We start from the raw sequence: 17,830 nt of genomic DNA on the forward strand, positions 1-17,830 counted from the left end.
CAGATGCTGTCGAATAACTATATTTCAAGTAATACTAAACCCTTAATTATATATTTCTGCCTGCAGCAAAACAGCTGCTATTTCCTTATCTGCATGATTAAGAATTCACTTTTATAAAAAAAACGGAAAACAAAGTATGATTGTAAACTAATCTAAATTGTAAAAAAAGTTATTTGAATTAGTTTTACTAACTACAAAATTACTTACTTATTGGTTACAATAAATTAAAAACCTAAGAAATTTACTATACTCAAAATTAAGTGCTATATAGTTCAGTTTTTTATATAATTTTTATCTGATTTTATATAATTGCCATTTTTATGCAAAGTTTTTTATAAAAGTGATTCAGTATCAAAGAACTTTTTTGACTACATTGGTTTTAAAAAGATTAGAATATCCTCTCGCAATTAACCTTGTTTCAGTTTCATTCCAGATTTCGCATTGTGCATTCACAAATTGTTTCCCTTTTTTTATTATTAATGTTTTGGCTATAATAATATCGCCAGAATAAGCAGGAGCAAAGTAATCAATGTTTAGGTTTATTGTGGTATAAAAATTTTCCTCGTCAAGAGAAAACAATGTAGCACCAATACAGTCGTCTGCAATTGCAGCCGTTACCCCGCCGTGTAAGGACTTAATTGGGTTGGTCATTTCTTCTCTAATTTGATATTTAAAAGTTACCGTACCGGGTCCGGCTGTAACAACTATGGGTTTCATCCAAAGCATAAAAGGAGAAGGGGAAAGAATAAATTCGCCGCCAATGTGATCTTGCAATACTTGTAATCTTGTTTTAGTTTTCATTTAATTCAATTTAAAATTATAATTATTATACCAATCGGTATGTTTTTATGTATAAAAAAAGTAATCGTAAATACTGCCTTATTCTAAGTCTTCAATAATTTTATGAAGCGAAAGCATAACAGCTGATAAATCATTACCATTTCCGGTTAATTTGCTTATCATTATGGCACCTTCAATTAGTGCAATTATGGTTAAAGCTGTATTTTCTGCATTTATCGATTCTGCTTTAAATTCTCCTGCATTTATACCTTGACAGATGAGGTACATTAGTTTTTCTTTCCAATAGAGCAGTGTTCTCTCGGCATATTTTTTAAGAACCGGATGTGTATCATCAGATTCTATTGCGGTATTTAATATCGGACATCCGCCAGGTGTAACTTCTAAATTTTGATATTTGGCATAAATGCGGGGATAAACCAACAATTTTTCTTTAAAGGTTCTTTGTTTTTCGATTTCCCGGCTTAAAACATCGTGAAGTTTTTTCACGTTAAACTTAAAAGAAGCAATTGCTACCTCGTCTTTATTTTCAAAATTTCCATAGATACTTCCTTTTGTAAGACCGGCTGCCGTTGTAATATCACTTATAGATGTACCGCTGTATCCTTTTGTATTAAAGATTGGGGCGGTTTTCTCTATTATAAACTGCTTTGTTTTTTCCGCTTTACTCATCTTGAAATAATTTTGTTATACAAATATATACCAATCGGTATGATTTAAAGACTGATTTGTGCAATTATTTTTTGTGAGATTATTGCGATAAGGTTTTATTTCACAGATTGAAAATTTAGTATCTTAGTAATTGTTGTTGAATTTGCGTTTTGCAGCATAATTGTTTTCAATTTAAATTATCTAAATATGCCTTGGGACCCAGAGATTTATAATAAGTTTAAAGATATTCGATATAAACCGTTTTATGATTTAATAGCATTTATACAGCCAAAAGATGGAATGAAGGCTATTGATTTAGGATGTGGTACGGGAGAGCAGACTTTTATTTTGGCAGATAAATTTAAAGAAGCCCATTTTCTTGGTGTTGATGCTTCTTCTGAAATGCTGGCGAAATCAAAATCTCTTGAAATGAAAAACCTGCATTTTAGAAAAGCAACCACTGAAGAAACTATAGCCACTGGAGAAAAATGGGATTTAATATTTAGTAATGCAGCTTTGCAATGGTCGAATGATCATGAAAAATTATTTCCGCAATTACTAAAATTACTTAATAAAGATGGGCAGTTTGCAGTACAAATGCCGGTTCAGCCAGAAAACAAACTCAATATAATACTTTATAAACTGGCTGATGAAGAACCGTTTAAATCGTATTTAAACAGCTATAAAAGAGATTCACCAATTTTAAGTATGGATTATTATGCCCAAATTCTTTTTGACGGTGGTATGGAAGATATACAGCTCATGCACAGGGTTTATCCAATTATTGCAAACGACCATGATACACTATATAATTTTATCGCAGGTTCGGCATTAATTCCTTATATCGACAGACTTGGCGGAGAAAAGGAAGAACTTTTTATTAAAACCTTTAAAGAGCGAATAGCGGAACATTTTCCTAAATTTCCGGCTATTTATCCTTTTAAAAGAATTTTACTTTACGGAAGAAAAGTATAATAAAAACAAAAAGCCTGCAGATCAATTTCTGCAGGCTTTCTTCATTGAATTAATAGTTAAGTCAGGTGTTTATTCTTTATATAAAATAATAACAGCTTTGTAGCCTGTACCAACATTCCATTGGCTTGCTTCTATAACCTTTCCGTTGTCATCATAAACCTGAAATTCGGCAGTATTTGGTGATGCTGAGCCTTCGTTTAAAGCCTCAAAATCAATTTTGTTCATACCTTTTACCAGGTTTATTTTAAATCCTTTATATTCTCCCACCAAACTAACTTCTGGTTCGATAACTTTATCATTAAGATATACTCTGATTTTATCGCTGTCTACAAAAGCGGCATCACGGTAACGAATGGTTGAGGTTGTAGATTTGGTTACAAAACCGCCTAGATACTCATTTCGTCTGTAAAAAATACCCTCAACATTGGCTTCTCTTTTATAAAGTGTGTTATTTTTAAAAAGTTCATCTGGATTTATTTTTAAAACTATCGGATCTTTTGCAAGGGTTGGTTCATTTGGCGGCGGAGTTTCCGTTGGCGGAATTACTTCTTTACTTTCCGGAGTTTTAGATTGAATAGGCTGATATTTTCCTTTAACTTCTTCCTGCGAATAAACTTGCAGTGAAGCACCAATTATAATTAAAAACAATATTCTTTTCATATATTTTGATTTATTTTAAAATGTATTAGAAGTCATTTTTAACTTCTTAATATCTATTTATAACAATCGATTAGGGCATTTATTGCCTCAAAAAGCAATTATATTACCAGAAATTGAAGTTTTGTAATAACCATATCGAATAGTGTAAAAATTTGTTTACATATCGCGATAATTTTAAAAAATATAATTGTTTACTAAAAAAACAAAAAATAAACTATTCAATATTTAACAATGCAGTTGGCGAATAGCCAAATTGTTTCTTGAATGCAAATGAGAAATGAGAGAGATTTTCAAAGCCAACTTCGTAATAAATTTCAGTTGGTTTTTTTTTGTTTTCTGCCAAATGATAATGCGCTAATTCGAGTCTTTTTTTGGTAAGCCACTTTTGAGGCGTTGTATTGAAGTATTTTTTAAAATCCCGATTAAAAGTAGACAAGCTTCGGCCTGTTAAATAGCCTAGTTTTTCCATTGGCATATTAAACATAAAATTTCGCTGCATAAAATCGATCAAATCAATTTTGCCCGGTTCATCAAAGCTCGCTAAGATATTATCTATTCGTTTGTCGATTGCCCTTAAAATGCTGATGGCTTCGGTAATTTTTAATGAAGCAATGTTTTCGGGAAAATCTCCTTCAATGTCAAAATAAGGCATTAAAGAAGTCAGACAGCTTTCTAATAACGGATGATTGTTATAAGAAATGATTTTTTGCTCAGAACCAGTTTTGGCACTTAAATCAATATTTTTATAAAATTCTTTCAAACGTTTAACAGAAAGATGCATTACAACCGTTTTATGCGGCTGGCCATTTTTGGGATAATTTATAATAGTGGCAAGCAAATTTCTGGGAATTAGAAAAATATCCCCGGTTTTAAAAGTAAAAACAGCATCGGTTTGTATAATCCTGGTTTCTCCGGAAATAAACCAAATCAGCATATGATCATCAAAAACCAAATCAGATTTGAAGAATTTATCTTCATAACAAGAGAGTTTGATCTCAGGCGTTAAATATTTTGATATATGTTCCATTTTGCAGCTGTTTTAACCGTCAGGCTTTTCTTCGAGTATCAAAGATAAAAATCCTGACGGTATATTATTTTCTAAACCTTCATTAAATAACATCAAATGATATTCCTAAAAGACGTTCGCTTAAATCCCAAAGCCTTTTAGCGTTATCCTGATCTAACGAATAAGGCTGTACGCCATATATCGTTTTGGGTTCATCAAATTTATGTTCTATGTTTCCAAGATCTAATTTTGCAATATCAGCATCTTCACAATAAACACCGCCAATAGTATTCAACAAAGGGCTTGTGGCACACCAAATTGTTGTTGCAGCGCCTTGTGGTACCGTTTTTAATAAAGCGGCAACTTCTGGTTTTAAATTTCCATTCTCATCATGCGTTCCTATTTGTTTAAATAATTCTATAGGTTCTTCTCTTCCTAAATCAGTACCCAAAACACTTCCCGGATGTACTGAATATGCTCTTACATTAAACACCTTAGCGCGGTTATCTAATTCTAATGCAAACAAATTACAGGCAGTTTTTGACTGTCCGTAACCTTGTAAAGTATGATAATCCCGATGAAGAAAATTAGGATCATCAAAATTAAACGGCGCCATTTGATGCCCGTACGAAGATATATTTAAAACTCTCGCTCCATTTGCCTGTTTAAGAGCCGGCCATAATTTTGCAGTAAGCTGAAACTGTCCAAGATAATTTGTTACCAATTGCGATTCATATCCGCGGTTGTCTCTGCGTAACGGAACCCACATAATTCCTGCATTATTAATAAGAAGATGAAGCGGTCTTCCTGAAGATAAGAACTTTGCAGTAAAGGAATCTATAGAGTCAGGATTCATGAAATCTAAAGTTTCCAGCTCGACATTTGCAATTCCGTCAAGATTTTTTTGAGCTTTTGTAATATCTCTTGCAGCAACAATTACTGTGGCGCCTGCATTCGCAAGTGTTTTAGTGGTTTCTAACCCAATTCCGGTGTGTCCGCCGGTTACAATGGCAATTTTTCCTGTAAGGTCAATTCCTTTAATTACATCTGCAGAAGTTGATTTTGCATTAAATCCTGAATTAATAGGTTTTTGTAATGCTCCCTGATAATTATTTGTTTTCATTTTTATAAATATTAAATTGTTATGAAGCAAAATTATAGAGATGTAAAACTTTCGATTTTGTTTAAAACGTCATTTTTACTTTGTTTAAAACGTCATTTTGAATTCATTGTTTTTAATTATCTTTAACGCTGCACTACAACCAGTCTATTAAATTTTATTTTATGAAAGCATTGGTAATTGGAGCTACGGGCTCAACAGGGAAATTTTTGGTAGATCAGCTGCTGAAGGATAATGATTATTCTTCTGTCGTAACTTTTGTTAGAAAACCTTCGGGGAAAGAACATTCTAAACTGACAGAACATATTGTCAATTTTGATGAAATTGAATCTTTTAAAGATCAGATAATCGGAGATGTTCTGTTTTCCTGCCTTGGGACAACTTTAAAAGCTGCCGGTTCGAAAGAAAAACAATGGAAAATAGATTTTGATATTCCGGCTGCATTTGCTCTGGCTGCGAAACAAAATGAAGTAAAGTCTTTTGTACTGGTTTCTTCTTACGGAGCATCTGCCAAAAGCAATATTTTTTATTCTAAAATGAAAGGGAAACTGGAAGATTATATCGCCGAACGGAACTTTTGGCAATACATTATTTTTAGGCCCGGGCCTTTAGTACGTGAAGATACAGACCGACTGGGCGAAAAGATTTCGGTAAAACTTTTCAATTTTCTGAATGCAATTGGCATTCTTACCAAATTTAAACCGCTTGAAACACAGATTCTTGCAGCAAAATTAGTAAAGGCTCCAAAAATACTTTCGGAAGGAACTACAATAATCGAACTTAAAGAAATTTTTGAATTTTAATAAATCAAATCCACTCTCCCGAAGCATCATAACCGTCTGGCAGATAGGTAAGATATTGCACCATTCTTGGGCTTTTGCCTCTGTTTGCCGATGCACAGTGTGGTAAAGTATTGTTCCAAATTATAAAATCGCCTGCATTGCCCGTTATAGGTTCCGGTTTTAAGGTTTCAATAGCTTTATTTCTTGGATTTTCATTTGTCCCAAGATTATCCAGCCAATCATCAATTTTGTTATGAAATCCCGGAACACAGTGAAAAGCACCGTCATTACTGCCGCAGTCCGTAAGATAGAGCAGTCCCTGAAAACCAAAAGTTATGGGCTGTTTTAAACTAATATCCCAATGCAGCGGGCTTCCTAAAAAAGTAAAATCTTTAGTTTCAGGAGGGTTAAAGCTTACTTTGTCAATCGTTTTGTAAATTTTGGCTGAATTGTAGAGCTGTTCGTATGCTTTTTTAATTCTTGGTGAAAAACGGTTTTTATTTAATGTTTTGTGATCAGAAAAATTAAGCATTAACCCTTTTTGATCTTCATGTCTGTTATACCAGGTTTCACTTTTATCAGGGTCCATTTTTAAGTAATTCCAGATTGCTTTAACGGTATCTTCGCAGTCTTTTTTTGAAACAGCATTTTTTATAATTACATAACCGTTTGTATCCCAAAACTCAAGATCTTGTTCTGATAATACATTGTCTATAGAACTTACGGTATTATTTTCGTCTTTTTTTTGATTGTTAATCCAGGTTTTAAAAGCCTCAAAATCAGGTTTTTCGAAATATAAAAACTGTATGGCATCTTCCATACTGATTCCTAGCAGGTACAAGGTTTTAATTTCCTGATCCCATTGTGTATCCGTTATAGCATTAGAGTTGTTTATAGTACGTTTCCATAAATTTTCAAGAATAGTCCAAGGCATAATTTTATAAACGTTTATTGTTTCTGCTCGTTAGGCAGGTTGTTAAAATATAATTGAAATCGTCATTAAGATTATTACTAAATTTAATTGTTATTCCAAAAATAACCTAATTAAAGCGTCTCTTTTTAAAGTATAAATACGTGTTTTAATTTAAATTATTCAGTGTTATATCGTCACTTTTAATCTGATAACGATATATAAAAATTTTAGGAACAGGAAAAGATATTTTTTTTGCCGGAATTACAATGCAGCTAAATTTTTAGGTTTAAAAAAAATGTATTCTAAAATAACCGGTTTATAGATCATGATGACCGGATTTTAAACTGTGAGTTGTCCTGAAAAAAGCTGACAATAATTTAACAGTAAGTATTAATTTTGACAGTACCTTTGTTTAAAACTATATTTTTTCTGTTAAATATTTTTAGAATAAATTTCTGTTCTTTGCAGTTATAAAAAATGAATACAGTCTTCGCTGTAAAAAATAGTTTACAATATTATACTAAACATTGAGTTAAGACTAATCATATTTACGTTATGGACAATAGAAAGTTTATATTAAGTTTAAAACATGGTAATGAGGCTTCTTTCAAAGAAGCTTACTTAAATTACTATGATAAACTGATAAACATTGCCAGACGATTTAATTTTACAGTTCTTACCCCGCAGGATTTTGTACAGGAAACTTTTTTAAGGCTTTATAATAAAAGAGAACTGCTTAACGAAGATGTTTTATTTGATAAACAACTGTTTGTTATCTGCAAGAACATTATTATCAATCATGTTAACAGAGAAAATAAAATAATTCAGCTTGATCCTTCAGGGTTTGAAATCGAAAACGAGGACTTAGATGATGTAATTTTTGAAGAAAGAAAAGAAAAATTATATACTTTCATAAATCAGCTTCCTGAGCAGCAGCAAAAAATATTTACTTTACATAAACTGGAAAACCTTAGCTATAAGGAGATTGCAGCAATGACAGACCTTTCTGAAAAGACAATTGCCAATCATATTTATCTTGCCAGTAAATTTATTAGAAAAAAAATCGAAGATCATTAGGAACTTTTTTGTTCTCGTTTGTTATACTAATAAACAGAAACAAAAAATGCATATTGAATCTTATAAAACTGATGTTAAAACAAAGGAAGATGCAAGCTTTATTGTAGTGCTTCTGCAGTTTGTCATTTCTGACTGTTCGATGAATTTTGAGGTAGAAAACTGCGATCATATTCTAAAAATCGAAACAAACAGAGAGATTAAAGAAATGGTATATGGTGTTTTTAATAAACAGGGATTTTATTGTCAAAAACTTTAACGCTCTAAAGACATGGATGAAAAGAAAATAGAAGAAGAATTAAAAAAAGTATGGGACGAAATCCCTGTTTCGCATTCTGATAATGAAAAAGAGATGTCCTGGGAGCAGTTTCAAGCGAAGGCATTTTCTCCTAAGAAACAAAAAAATAAGCCTTGGCGTTATTATGCGGCTGCAGCGGCTGTTTTGATTTTTGCTCTTATTGGAACCGGACTTTATTTTAACAGCAGCAACCCCGCAAGCAATAATATTCAATTTGCCGAAAATATAATAGAAAACCCTGCTTCTATAATAAAAACTGCAGTCCTGCCAGATAGTTCAGTAGTAGAATTGAGTCCGAATTCTAAAATTGCATACGCCGGTAATTTTGCTGCAAATAGAAAAGTTGAAGTTTTTGGAGAAGTTTATTTTAAAGTTAAAAAAGATAAAAAACACCCTTTTCAGGTATTTTGCAATGAAACGACAACTACTGTTTTAGGAACTTCTTTTACAGTAAAAGGATATACTCAAAAAGAAGTAACAGTTGAACTTTATGAAGGAAGCGTTCAGATGAATGTAAAAAACCTGAATGAAAAATGGATACTAAAACCGGGCGAGAAATTTACGTATGGAAACAATTCCGCATCGGTTACTGAATTCAACAGATTTGTAGATTTTGATAATGAAAAGCTAACTGCCGTAAGCACTTACATTGAGTCAAATTACGGTTATAAAATGATTATTCCGCAGGAATATCATAATCAGCGAATCACGGTACGCATCAATAAAAAAGAAGATTTAAAAACGATTATCCAATTAATATCAGAAATGTATAACCTAAACTTTGAAGTAAATGAAAAATTAAAACAAATTACTTTTCAATAGAAAAGAAAAGGATGCACTAGCCGCGAAACTAAAAACATCCTTCCTACTAGTCAGGATAGTATAAAACTATTCCATTTAATAATATTCAAAAATACAAAATTTCATGAAGCATATAATTTCAGCGTGCTTTTTTTTATTCAGTTGGGGAGTATTTTCTCAAAACGTCACGGTAACTGTAGATCAAACGGTAACATTAAAGGACTTCTTTAAACAAATTGAAAATCAAACCGATTTTAAATTTGCCTTTACAGATCAAATTAATACGAGCCAAAGATATTTTACTCAAAAAAGTGCATATAATAATATCGAAATCAAGCAGCTTATTAATGAATTAAATAAAAGTACATCGATTCAATTTTCGATTGTAGGCAGTAATATTTTTGTGAAGCAGAAAGCCGTTAAAACAGCTAAAAAAAAAAATAAACTGACAGGACAGGTTCTTGATGAAAACAGGGAGCCCGTAATAGGTGCGAATGTTTTCATCATAGAACTTTCTACCGGTATTACAACAGATATTAATGGAATGTTTACCATAGAACTCGACAGAGGGATTTATAATCTTGTTGTAAGTTATGTGGGTTTAAAAAACAAAGAAAGACAGATTGCAGTTGATGATGATGTAAGAATAAAATTCAACATGGATTCTGACAGTCAGGAGCTGGAGCAGGTAATTGTAACCAATAGTAAGGCTGTTGATGTGAGGAATACTCAAATGAGCGTTAACAAACTTTCGATGGCAGAAATTAAGCGAATTCCTGTGGCAATGGGCGAGCCGGATCCTTTAAAATCAATATTAACATTGCCAGGAGTTACAAATGCAGGAGAAGCTTCTTCTGGTTTTAATGTTCGGGGAGGTGCTGCAGATCAAAATTTAATTCTGCTGGATGGCGGGCCGGTATATGGTGATTCGCATATGTTTGGGTTTTTCTCTATTTTTAACGCTGATGTTGTAAACGGGTTGGATTTATATAAAGGCGGAATTCCGTCTAAATTTGGCGGACGTGTATCTTCTGTTCTAGATGTAACGCAGCAAACCGGAGATTTTGAAAATTTCAAAGTAAACGGAGGCATTGGTTTAATATCAAGCCGTCTTTTAGTGCAGGGACCCATAAAAAAAGATGTAGGTTCGTTTCTTATTGCAGGTCGTGCTTCTTATGCACATTTATTTTTAAAACTGGCTGATAATAATAATTCGGCTATGTTTTATGATATTAATGCTAAGTTCAATTATAGATTGGGCGCTAATAATTCACTTGCTTTTTCCGGATATTTTGGGAATGATGTTTTTGATATAAATGACCGTTTTGCCAGTACTTACGGAAACACAATGGGAATTTTAAGCTGGAAACATAAATTTTCTGATAACCTGAATACTAATTTATCTGTTTTTTACAGTGATTATAAATTTAACCTTGGCTTACAACAAGAAGATTTTGACTGGAACAATAATATTCGAACATACGGACTTAAGTATGGCTGGAATCATATTGTAACAGATAAGTTTAAATTAAATTACGGAATTGACGGCCAGTACTATAATTTTAATCCCGGTACCGTACAGCCTACAAGCTCAGATTCGCAGTTTAATTATAAACAGCTGGATAAAAAATATTCGTTAGAAACATCTGCTTATGTGGATTTTGAGAATCAAATCACTCCAAAATTAAACCTTCGTTACGGACTTCGCTACAGTATGTTTTATCGTTTAGGTAATGAAACCATTAATACTTATGAAGATGGAAAGGCAGTAGTATACAATCCGTTATATCATATTTATCAAGAAGGTACTCCAACAGGAACTATATCGTACGGAAGCGGAGAAAAAATAAGCAGTTTTAATAACCTTGAACCACGTGTGGCATTGTCTTATGCTTTTAATGATAATTCGTCTGTAAAAGCTAGTTACAACAGAATGGCACAATATATTCATATTTTATCTAATACTCAGTCGCCATTGCCAACAAGTATCTGGACGCCAAGCGGTCCGTTTACAAAACCACAATTGCTGGATCAGTATGCGGCCGGATATTTTAGGAATTTTAAAGATGGTGACTATTCTTTTGAAGGAGAGTTATTTTATAAGAATATACAAAATCGTATCGATTACATTGATGGTGCCGATATATTGGCAAATAATAATATTGAACAGGTTATCTTAAATGGTAAAGCCAGATCGTACGGTATGGAATTATTATTTAGAAAAAATACCGGAAATTTTACCGGATGGGTTTCATATACCTTATCAAGAGCAGAACAAAAAACACCCGGCAGAACTGCTGAAGAACCCGGAGTTGCAAACGGTAATTGGTATTTGTCTGGATATGACAAACTGCATAATTTGAGTATTGTGGGAAGTTATGAATACAATCCTAAATGGTCTTTTAATGCTAATTTTACATTACAGTCGGGCCAGCCGGTAACGTATGCAAATGGGTATTATGAATTTGGAGGAATTAATATACCGAATTTTTCACTTCGAAATGAAAACAGGCTGCCGCTTTTCCACCATTTAGATCTGGCAGCAACTTACACGCCTAAACCGGACAAAAAGAAAGGATGGCAGAGCTATTGGGTATTCAGCCTTTATAATGTTTACAATAGAAAAAATGCAGCATCTATGACGTTTACAACAAATGAAGACACGGGAGCGAATGAAACCAGAAGACTTTCTATTTTTGGGATAGTACCTGGAATTTCTTATAATTTTAAATTTTAATGAGTATGCAAAGGATTAATAAATATAATTTTAAAAGTAAAGCACTAGTTTTATTCAGCTTATTTTGTGTGCTGTTTTTATCATCTTGTGAAGATGTAGTCAATCTTGATTTAGAAACTGGACAGACAAGAATAGTAGTAGATGCTGAAATTATCTGGCAGAAAGGAACTCCTGGTAACGAACAAACCATAAAGATCAGTAAAACAGCTCCGTATTATAATAACACTACACCAAAAGTTTCAGGAGCGCAGGTAAGGGTTGAAAACAGTACCGGAACTGTTTTTACTTTTAATGAAACTGAACCGGGCATTTATGTATGTACTAATTTTGTTCCTGTTTTAAATACAGATTATACACTTTATGTACAAGCCGAAGGTCAGAGTTTTACGGCAGTAGAAAAACTAACTTCTGTAACACCAATTGACAGGGTAGAGCAAGAGACAGTTCCGGATTTTGACGGCAAGGATATAATAGAATTGACATTTTATTATAAAGATCCTGCCGATCAGGTTAATTATTATCTTTCAGATTATAAAAGCAGTTTCCTGATTTATCCGGAATATGAGCTTACAGATGATGACTTTTTTAATGGAAATGAAGTAAGCACAAGATACTCTCATGAAGATATGAAAGCAGGAAATACGGTTGATATTACACATCGAGGCATTTCTAAAAACTTTTATGACTATATGAATTTAATTTTAGAAATATATGGAGGAAGTCCCTTCTCGATTCCTCCGGGCAATATACGCGGAAACATTGTAAACACAACAGATTCTAATAATTATGCTTTTGGTTATTTCAGGCTTTGTGAAGCAGATAAAGTTTCGTATTTGGTAAAATAAAAATATTAATTGAAGGTTGATTTGTACGCGCATCTGGCATTAAAGAAATTTAATGTCAGATGTTTTTTTATGCTGTTTCCAAAAGGATACACTTCTTTATCAAACATCGAATTTTATCTCTATGCGGCAGGAAATATAAAATTAACCTGCCGATTAGACTGAAAAAAACAAAAAATATATTAAGTTTTAGATTAAAAGTTACTCAAAATTTTTTCTCAAATCAATTATGGTTTGATTAGGCATGTCAAGATTTACAAAACCTCTGCGGGGCCTGTCTAAATCGAGTGTAAATAAAATAACTAACGAAACTAAAAGACAAAACCCGACTTGAACTATCCAGTCAACTCTGCCTTTGCGCTCTTCAGAATATCCGCCATAGAATGCAATAATCATAGACAGGAAAAACAGCATGACTAAAATACTTTCTGGAACTTTTGCTTTTTCTCCAGACAGGCGGGAAGTAGTTACATCAATCATGTCATTAAGTGCGGGAATCATCTGCTGGGTTGCGGCAAGATTATTTGGATCTTTAGCCAGTTTGGCAGCACGTTTCCATAATTTCGAAGAAATTACCTGAGATAAACTGTCGGCTCTTAAAATTCCTTTTGTATGGGGACCCGTTTCATAGTACAAAATTCTTGTTTCTACATAATCCTTAAAATCTTTGCGGAACAATGCTCGTGTTGAATCAGGATACAAATCGCTGCGCAGTATAGCAGTACCTATGATATTTGCTTCGTCGACAACAATTTTTCTTCGGGAATCATAACGATCACTGCTCATACTAAATGTAAACGCCAGTAAGAAAAAAAGCAATGCAATGAGTGCAGATGTTTCTGTCGATTTTTCCTCTGTTGGTTTTTTATTTCGAATATAATTTCCGGCAACTTTTCCGATAAAGCTTGAAATAAGCATTAATATAAAAAGCAGGAGAGCAATTATCCAGGCTTCAGTTTGATTGAGAATACTCGTATCCATATAGTAGTTGTTTTTAGAAGTAATGTAACAACTAAATTAAGAAAAAAAATCTTTCAAATTTAAGGAATGCAAAAGCGGGATTTAAATTATAATGCTGTAAGTTAAATTCGCAGCTGGTTTGTTATTGCTCTTTTTTCTTTAAGCATCGTCCCCTTGGTTCATCACCCTTATGAAGTACAATTTCAGAATGTAAAAATTGGGCGGCATCTGCAGAATCTTTTACTTTGGCAGCGCTGCGCTCTAACATTTCAGATTCAAACTCTGTTAATACACTTTTCCTGATTCCGGTTTTTCTCCATTGCGATAAAGGTTTACATCCTTTTGAGATCGCTCTGGCCAGCGACAATGCATCCAGCAGTGCCTGATTTGCACCCTGTCCTTTAAACGGGCTCATTGGGTGAGCAGCATCACCAATCAGTGTTGAGGAGTTTCCTTTCTCTAATAATTGAGAATTCAATAACTGACGGTCATAAACAGGATAGCCCGAAATCTGGGCTTCTAAAGTTGCCGTTAAAATCTGCGGAATAGGATCGTGCCATTGTGTTCTGCGGCACGCTTCTTCCTTGAGGGCTAAAGGTCCTTGAGTACTTAAAAATTTTGCTTCATCTTCGGGCATTGGAAAACTCAATTGCCACATCACAGAATATGAAGTATACGGCATGATATAGATTCGCTCATTGCCATTGGCGGTTTGAAATACAGTAGCCGAATCCAGTAAAGAATTATTAATACCTTCCAGCATGCTTAAAGGACAAATACCCAATATTACAATACAGCCCAAATAGCGTAAAGGTGTTATATCATCACCAATTAACAGCTTTCGCACCGAACTGCGAATACCATCGGCACCCACAACAAGATCAGCTTTGGTTTTTTTTATTTCACCATTTACCTGAAAGTTTAGCTCGATACTTTCATCCTCACAATTTTTAAAATCAACTAATTGATGTCCCCATTGTACGACATCATGTCCGCCAAGCTGTTCAAGCAGTTCTAAGCGCAGAGATTGTCTTGCGATATGCACATTGGTACGTTTTGCAGTCGTTTTAGCGTCAGATTGTATCCATTTTCTATTTCCCCATTCACCAACCACTTTTCCTTCTGTAGTATGAACTAAATGTCTTGTTGAAACTACTCCGTCTTTTAATGAAAAAATACCTAATCCTTCGATCGCTTTACTGGCTTGCTGCAAAGTGAGTCCGTAGCCCTGAGATCGCGCAGCGAAGTTATTATCGCGCTCATAAAGAGTAAAAGGAATTCCGCGGTGCAAACAAGCCGCAGCAAGTGCAGCTCCGCCTATTCCGGCACCAATAATGGCAACGTGAGGATAGTTTTCTTTATCTGGTTCAGGATAACTGGAAGAATTCATCAAACCAGATCCGTTACAGTTTAAACATTTGTACAGGTTAGCCTTAGGACGAACCGGAGCTGTTCCATTGCCTTTTGTTTTCTCAAATTGATCGAATGCCATCTGGTAATTGAGCCGCACTTTTTTACTAAGCCTTCGGCTTTTTTTACCACGTCCCTGACATTCCTGGCAAGTAGTCCACATATTCGTTTCTTTAAAACTAAATTTTTTGTACAAAATTTAGAATGGGCAAATTTAGAGCGAAATTAGTATATACACAAATTGAATTTTATTGAGATATAATTGCTGTTTTGTTTTGATTCTGAGACTTTAAATTTCAGAACCATCTAATAACATTTTGAAAAAGGTTCAATTAGAGTACACTTTGCAATTTTTAATAAAATTTTAAGAAGTAAAAAAAACTATGGGTTGATTTTTATAGATTTGCAAATCTATAATTTCCAAAAATTAGTTTGGGAAACAATTATAAAAGCCAAAGACAATGAAATTCATTACTTCAATATTTTTATTTTTACTACTTGGTTATTCAAATTGTTACTCTCAATTGAGTTCAGATCAAATATGGGAAAGCTTTAAACAAGGAGAACGTACCAATTGTTCCTCGATTGCTTTAATAAAAGCTGCTTTAAATATTTATGGATTAGACAACCTTTTTGTAACTGAAAAAATAAATGACAGCGAGCAAAAAATAACGCTAAAAAATAATGCATCATTTAATCTGAAAAATAATGAACTCGATAAAGCCAGATTTTCTGCCGGTTTTGTTTTAATTAAAGACAACTGTGAGAGTGAAGTAATAACTGACTATGCAATACTGGCATACGCAGTAATGGCAAAATATAAGCAGATTATTGATAAGGAAGCAACTTTTGATAAAGCATTAGAAGATTTAGAAGATGGTGAAGTATATACCCCAACAATTTATAAGTATTTAGGATTCGAAAAAGGCAAACAAATTCAAAAGTTAAAGCGGCAGTCAGGAAATGAATTTTGCGGCGTTGTGGCATGGTCAACTGCGCATGCAGTTTTTGTTTGTGAAGAATTTATGGATTATTATGGCAACAAAAAAAGTATTTGGATAAAATATCCGGGACGATTTAGAATAATCAAGTCACCGGATGGAGTAAAAAACAACCATAAAATTACCGAATTTTCTGAAGAGACTGTCACTTATGAGGACGAGATAGAATAAATAATGCACATTGTTAAAGTTTTCTAAAAAAAAGAAATGAAATAAGTTGTGATTTAACTTAATTTATATATTTTTGTCACAACCAACAACTAATTTACATCTATAAAATGAAGAGCAAAATTATATTATTAAGTATCCTTTTCTTCTTGACAACTGGTGCTATTATGGCACAGGCAAAAAATGCCCCAAGAAGTATCATTAGTACAACAGCCCTAATTCGCAAATACCACGATCAAAAAGAATTGAGCGGTATGCAAAAAGGAGAACTTTTAGAATTGTACATCGAGCGTATTAAAGTTTTAGTAAAAACACTTCCTTACATTGCTTTGGTTACAAAACCAGGTGTTACAATGGCAGATTTAGGTATTCCAGACGATGGTGACCACAAAAAAATATTAGATAACCAGGCAATTGGTACTTCAACTTTCTTAGATACTACTGTAGAGTTTCAAAGAAAAATGATGCCTTACTCTGATAAAGGGAATCTTATCGCGGCAATTTTATTCTACGAAAACACATTAAAATCTTTACACGAATTCAATGACTTGAACGAAATGTAATAACATATATAGTCTGCAAAAACTTATTAAACTCCAAAGTCATTTGATTTTGGAGTTTTTTTATGCATTTTCATTGTATCAAAATAATAAAACCTTATCATTTTGATATGGGTTTTAATGAGTATTAAATTATAATTTGCTAAAGGATTCCTTTATAGGCTGTCTGTATGCTTAAATCTTAGTGTAATTTTAATATTGGTATTTAATTTGGATATAGTGTTTTTGTATTTCTGAGTACTAAAATTGGAAGTACAATAAACGAATATGAAAATCCAAAAACAAACTATAGATTTTTCAGCTCAAGAGTTTTTGTCAGCAGAACCATTTTCAGAAAAAAAAGCTTTCTTATTGAATAGTAAGATAACTGAAGAAGAACTGCCAGAGTTTACAGTTGAAGTCACCAATTCTAATCATGCTTTCTGGGTAAAAGAAATTTGTGAAGTTACATTGTCCTCTGCTATAGCAAGAGGAACAGGTATTTCCGGGCGTTCACCTGAGCTGCTTATAGAAAAGATACATAAAGGTGAAGCGGTCATTGCTTTTGCATCAGATGGGCGATGGGCAGGTTTTTCTTTTATCTCCTCCTGGGATAATGGCAGATATGTTTCTAATTCCGGATTGATTGTTGCCCCCGAATTCAGGCATACAGGCCTTGCAAAAACTATTAAAAGAAAAATTTTCGAGCTTAGCCGTCAGAAATATCCTGAGGCTCGTATATTCAGTTTAACAACAGGTTTGGCAGTAATGAAAATGAATCACGAACTGGGTTTTGAGCCTGTTACTTATTCAGAGCTTACTACCGATGAACTTTTCTGGGAAAACTGCAAGTCATGTGTCAATTGCCCTATATTATTAAACAAAGAAAGAAAAAACTGTTTATGTACAGCAATGATGTACGACCCAAAAAACGTTTCTAGCACTATTTAAGAACAGATTTATTTACTTAATATTATAAAAAATCCTATTTCATTAGAAATGGGATTTTTGTTTATCGTGATTTTTGCATTTGTAAAAGTGAATTTTTTTAATATTTGTTAAAATTGAGAATGTCTTTATAAATGATGTTAAAAA

At 33.2% G+C, this 17,830-nt stretch carries 18 protein-coding genes; 10 read left to right on the forward strand and 8 right to left on the reverse strand.

Annotated elements, in window-relative coordinates:
- Window positions 1–351: 351 nt before the first annotated feature.
- Window positions 352–801, reverse strand: a complete 450-nt coding sequence (locus AABD74_RS14295; RefSeq protein WP_232682960.1) for a PaaI family thioesterase — start codon at window positions 799–801, stop codon at window positions 352–354.
- 78 nt (window positions 802–879) lie between these two features.
- Complete coding sequence (locus tag AABD74_RS14300) at window positions 880–1,470, reverse strand: TetR/AcrR family transcriptional regulator (protein WP_232682961.1); 591 nt, start codon at window positions 1,468–1,470, stop codon at window positions 880–882.
- 186 nt (window positions 1,471–1,656) lie between these two features.
- Here AABD74_RS14300 and AABD74_RS14305 point away from each other — a divergent pair, with 186 nt between their 5' ends.
- The gene (locus tag AABD74_RS14305) at window positions 1,657–2,424 is read left to right on the forward strand and encodes a methyltransferase domain-containing protein (protein WP_406843276.1); all 768 of its coding nucleotides are present in this window, start codon (window positions 1,657–1,659) and stop codon (window positions 2,422–2,424) included.
- 69 nt (window positions 2,425–2,493) lie between these two features.
- Here AABD74_RS14305 and AABD74_RS14310 read toward each other — a convergent pair whose 3' ends face one another.
- The 3 genes from AABD74_RS14310 to AABD74_RS14320 form a co-directional block, all read right to left on the reverse strand.
- Window positions 2,494–3,084 (reverse strand): hypothetical protein, encoded by a 591-nt coding sequence (locus AABD74_RS14310; protein WP_406843277.1) that lies wholly within the window; start codon window positions 3,082–3,084, stop codon window positions 2,494–2,496.
- Between the two features lie 214 nt (window positions 3,085–3,298).
- Entirely contained in the window at window positions 3,299–4,111 is an 813-nt protein-coding gene (locus AABD74_RS14315; protein ID WP_406843278.1) for a helix-turn-helix domain-containing protein, read from the reverse strand.
- A gap of 82 nt (window positions 4,112–4,193) precedes the next feature.
- On the reverse strand, window positions 4,194–5,213 hold the full coding sequence (locus AABD74_RS14320) for an SDR family NAD(P)-dependent oxidoreductase (RefSeq protein ID WP_406843279.1): 1,020 nt from the start codon (window positions 5,211–5,213) through the stop codon (window positions 4,194–4,196).
- A gap of 161 nt (window positions 5,214–5,374) precedes the next feature.
- Here AABD74_RS14320 and AABD74_RS14325 point away from each other — a divergent pair, with 161 nt between their 5' ends.
- Window positions 5,375–6,013, forward strand: coding sequence for an NAD(P)H-binding protein (locus tag AABD74_RS14325; protein WP_406843280.1), 639 nt, complete (start codon window positions 5,375–5,377; stop codon window positions 6,011–6,013).
- Window positions 6,014–6,017: 4 nt separating this feature from the next.
- On the opposite strand, the gene AABD74_RS14330 is transcribed toward AABD74_RS14325, so the two are convergent.
- Window positions 6,018–6,926, reverse strand: a complete 909-nt coding sequence (locus AABD74_RS14330; RefSeq protein ID WP_406843281.1) for a phytanoyl-CoA dioxygenase family protein — start codon at window positions 6,924–6,926, stop codon at window positions 6,018–6,020.
- 534 nt (window positions 6,927–7,460) lie between these two features.
- Here AABD74_RS14330 and AABD74_RS14335 point away from each other — a divergent pair.
- The 5 genes from AABD74_RS14335 (at window position 7,461) to AABD74_RS14355 (ending at window position 12,660) form a co-directional block, all read left to right on the forward strand.
- On the forward strand, window positions 7,461–7,982 hold the full coding sequence (locus tag AABD74_RS14335) for an RNA polymerase sigma factor (protein ID WP_232682969.1): 522 nt from the start codon (window positions 7,461–7,463) through the stop codon (window positions 7,980–7,982).
- Between the two features lie 46 nt (window positions 7,983–8,028).
- Complete coding sequence (locus tag AABD74_RS14340; RefSeq protein ID WP_232682970.1) at window positions 8,029–8,238, forward strand: hypothetical protein; 210 nt, start codon at window positions 8,029–8,031, stop codon at window positions 8,236–8,238.
- A 12-nt stretch (window positions 8,239–8,250) separates the two neighbouring features.
- The gene (locus AABD74_RS14345; RefSeq protein WP_406843282.1) at window positions 8,251–9,099 is read left to right on the forward strand and encodes a FecR family protein; all 849 of its coding nucleotides are present in this window, start codon (window positions 8,251–8,253) and stop codon (window positions 9,097–9,099) included.
- Window positions 9,100–9,202: 103 nt separating this feature from the next.
- A complete protein-coding gene (locus AABD74_RS14350; protein WP_406843283.1) occupies window positions 9,203–11,815 on the forward strand; it encodes a TonB-dependent receptor in 2,613 nt (870 codons plus the stop codon).
- A gap of 5 nt (window positions 11,816–11,820) precedes the next feature.
- Complete coding sequence (locus AABD74_RS14355; protein ID WP_232682974.1) at window positions 11,821–12,660, forward strand: DUF4249 domain-containing protein; 840 nt, start codon at window positions 11,821–11,823, stop codon at window positions 12,658–12,660.
- A 198-nt stretch (window positions 12,661–12,858) separates the two neighbouring features.
- On the opposite strand, the gene AABD74_RS14360 is transcribed toward AABD74_RS14355, so the two are convergent.
- On the reverse strand, window positions 12,859–13,638 hold the full coding sequence (locus AABD74_RS14360) for a hypothetical protein (protein ID WP_406843284.1): 780 nt from the start codon (window positions 13,636–13,638) through the stop codon (window positions 12,859–12,861).
- 121 nt (window positions 13,639–13,759) lie between these two features.
- A complete protein-coding gene (locus AABD74_RS14365) occupies window positions 13,760–15,190 on the reverse strand; it encodes an FAD-dependent oxidoreductase (protein WP_406843285.1) in 1,431 nt (476 codons plus the stop codon).
- A 298-nt stretch (window positions 15,191–15,488) separates the two neighbouring features.
- Between AABD74_RS14365 and AABD74_RS14370 the strand changes: the two genes are divergently transcribed.
- The 3 genes from AABD74_RS14370 (at window position 15,489) to AABD74_RS14380 (ending at window position 17,686) form a co-directional block, all read left to right on the forward strand.
- A complete protein-coding gene (locus AABD74_RS14370; RefSeq protein WP_406843286.1) occupies window positions 15,489–16,199 on the forward strand; it encodes a hypothetical protein in 711 nt (236 codons plus the stop codon).
- A gap of 107 nt (window positions 16,200–16,306) precedes the next feature.
- On the forward strand, window positions 16,307–16,759 hold the full coding sequence (locus AABD74_RS14375; RefSeq protein ID WP_232682978.1) for a hypothetical protein: 453 nt from the start codon (window positions 16,307–16,309) through the stop codon (window positions 16,757–16,759).
- A 264-nt stretch (window positions 16,760–17,023) separates the two neighbouring features.
- Window positions 17,024–17,686, forward strand: coding sequence for a GNAT family N-acetyltransferase (locus AABD74_RS14380; RefSeq protein WP_406843287.1), 663 nt, complete (start codon window positions 17,024–17,026; stop codon window positions 17,684–17,686).
- Window positions 17,687–17,830 lie beyond the last annotated feature (144 nt).

The organism is Flavobacterium soyae, from assembly GCF_045348165.1.
Lineage (GTDB): Bacteria > Bacteroidota > Bacteroidia > Flavobacteriales > Flavobacteriaceae > Flavobacterium > Flavobacterium soyae.

Bases quoted from the DNA above. Each gene is read 5' to 3' on its own strand.
- AABD74_RS14300 (WP_232682961.1), bottom strand. From the start codon at position 1,470: ATGAGTAAAGCGGAAAAAACAAAGCAGTTTATAATAGAGAAAACCGCC.
- AABD74_RS14360 (WP_406843284.1), bottom strand. From the start codon at position 13,638: ATGGATACGAGTATTCTCAATCAAACTGAAGCCTGGATAATTGCTCTC.
- AABD74_RS14375 (WP_232682978.1), top strand. From the start codon at position 16,307: ATGAAGAGCAAAATTATATTATTAAGTATCCTTTTCTTCTTGACAACT.
- AABD74_RS14310 (WP_406843277.1), bottom strand. From the start codon at position 3,084: ATGAAAAGAATATTGTTTTTAATTATAATTGGTGCTTCACTGCAAGTT.
- AABD74_RS14305 (WP_406843276.1), top strand. From the start codon at position 1,657: ATGCCTTGGGACCCAGAGATTTATAATAAGTTTAAAGATATTCGATAT.
- AABD74_RS14295 (WP_232682960.1), bottom strand. From the start codon at position 801: ATGAAAACTAAAACAAGATTACAAGTATTGCAAGATCACATTGGCGGC.
- AABD74_RS14345 (WP_406843282.1), top strand. From the start codon at position 8,251: ATGGATGAAAAGAAAATAGAAGAAGAATTAAAAAAAGTATGGGACGAA.
- AABD74_RS14365 (WP_406843285.1), bottom strand. From the start codon at position 15,190: ATGTGGACTACTTGCCAGGAATGTCAGGGACGTGGTAAAAAAAGCCGA.
- AABD74_RS14380 (WP_406843287.1), top strand. From the start codon at position 17,024: ATGAAAATCCAAAAACAAACTATAGATTTTTCAGCTCAAGAGTTTTTG.
- AABD74_RS14325 (WP_406843280.1), top strand. From the start codon at position 5,375: ATGAAAGCATTGGTAATTGGAGCTACGGGCTCAACAGGGAAATTTTTG.
- AABD74_RS14370 (WP_406843286.1), top strand. From the start codon at position 15,489: ATGAAATTCATTACTTCAATATTTTTATTTTTACTACTTGGTTATTCA.
- AABD74_RS14335 (WP_232682969.1), top strand. From the start codon at position 7,461: ATGGACAATAGAAAGTTTATATTAAGTTTAAAACATGGTAATGAGGCT.
- AABD74_RS14315 (WP_406843278.1), bottom strand. From the start codon at position 4,111: ATGGAACATATATCAAAATATTTAACGCCTGAGATCAAACTCTCTTGT.
- AABD74_RS14320 (WP_406843279.1), bottom strand. From the start codon at position 5,213: ATGAAAACAAATAATTATCAGGGAGCATTACAAAAACCTATTAATTCA.
- AABD74_RS14350 (WP_406843283.1), top strand. From the start codon at position 9,203: ATGAAGCATATAATTTCAGCGTGCTTTTTTTTATTCAGTTGGGGAGTA.
- AABD74_RS14355 (WP_232682974.1), top strand. From the start codon at position 11,821: ATGCAAAGGATTAATAAATATAATTTTAAAAGTAAAGCACTAGTTTTA.
- AABD74_RS14340 (WP_232682970.1), top strand. From the start codon at position 8,029: ATGCATATTGAATCTTATAAAACTGATGTTAAAACAAAGGAAGATGCA.
- AABD74_RS14330 (WP_406843281.1), bottom strand. From the start codon at position 6,926: ATGCCTTGGACTATTCTTGAAAATTTATGGAAACGTACTATAAACAAC.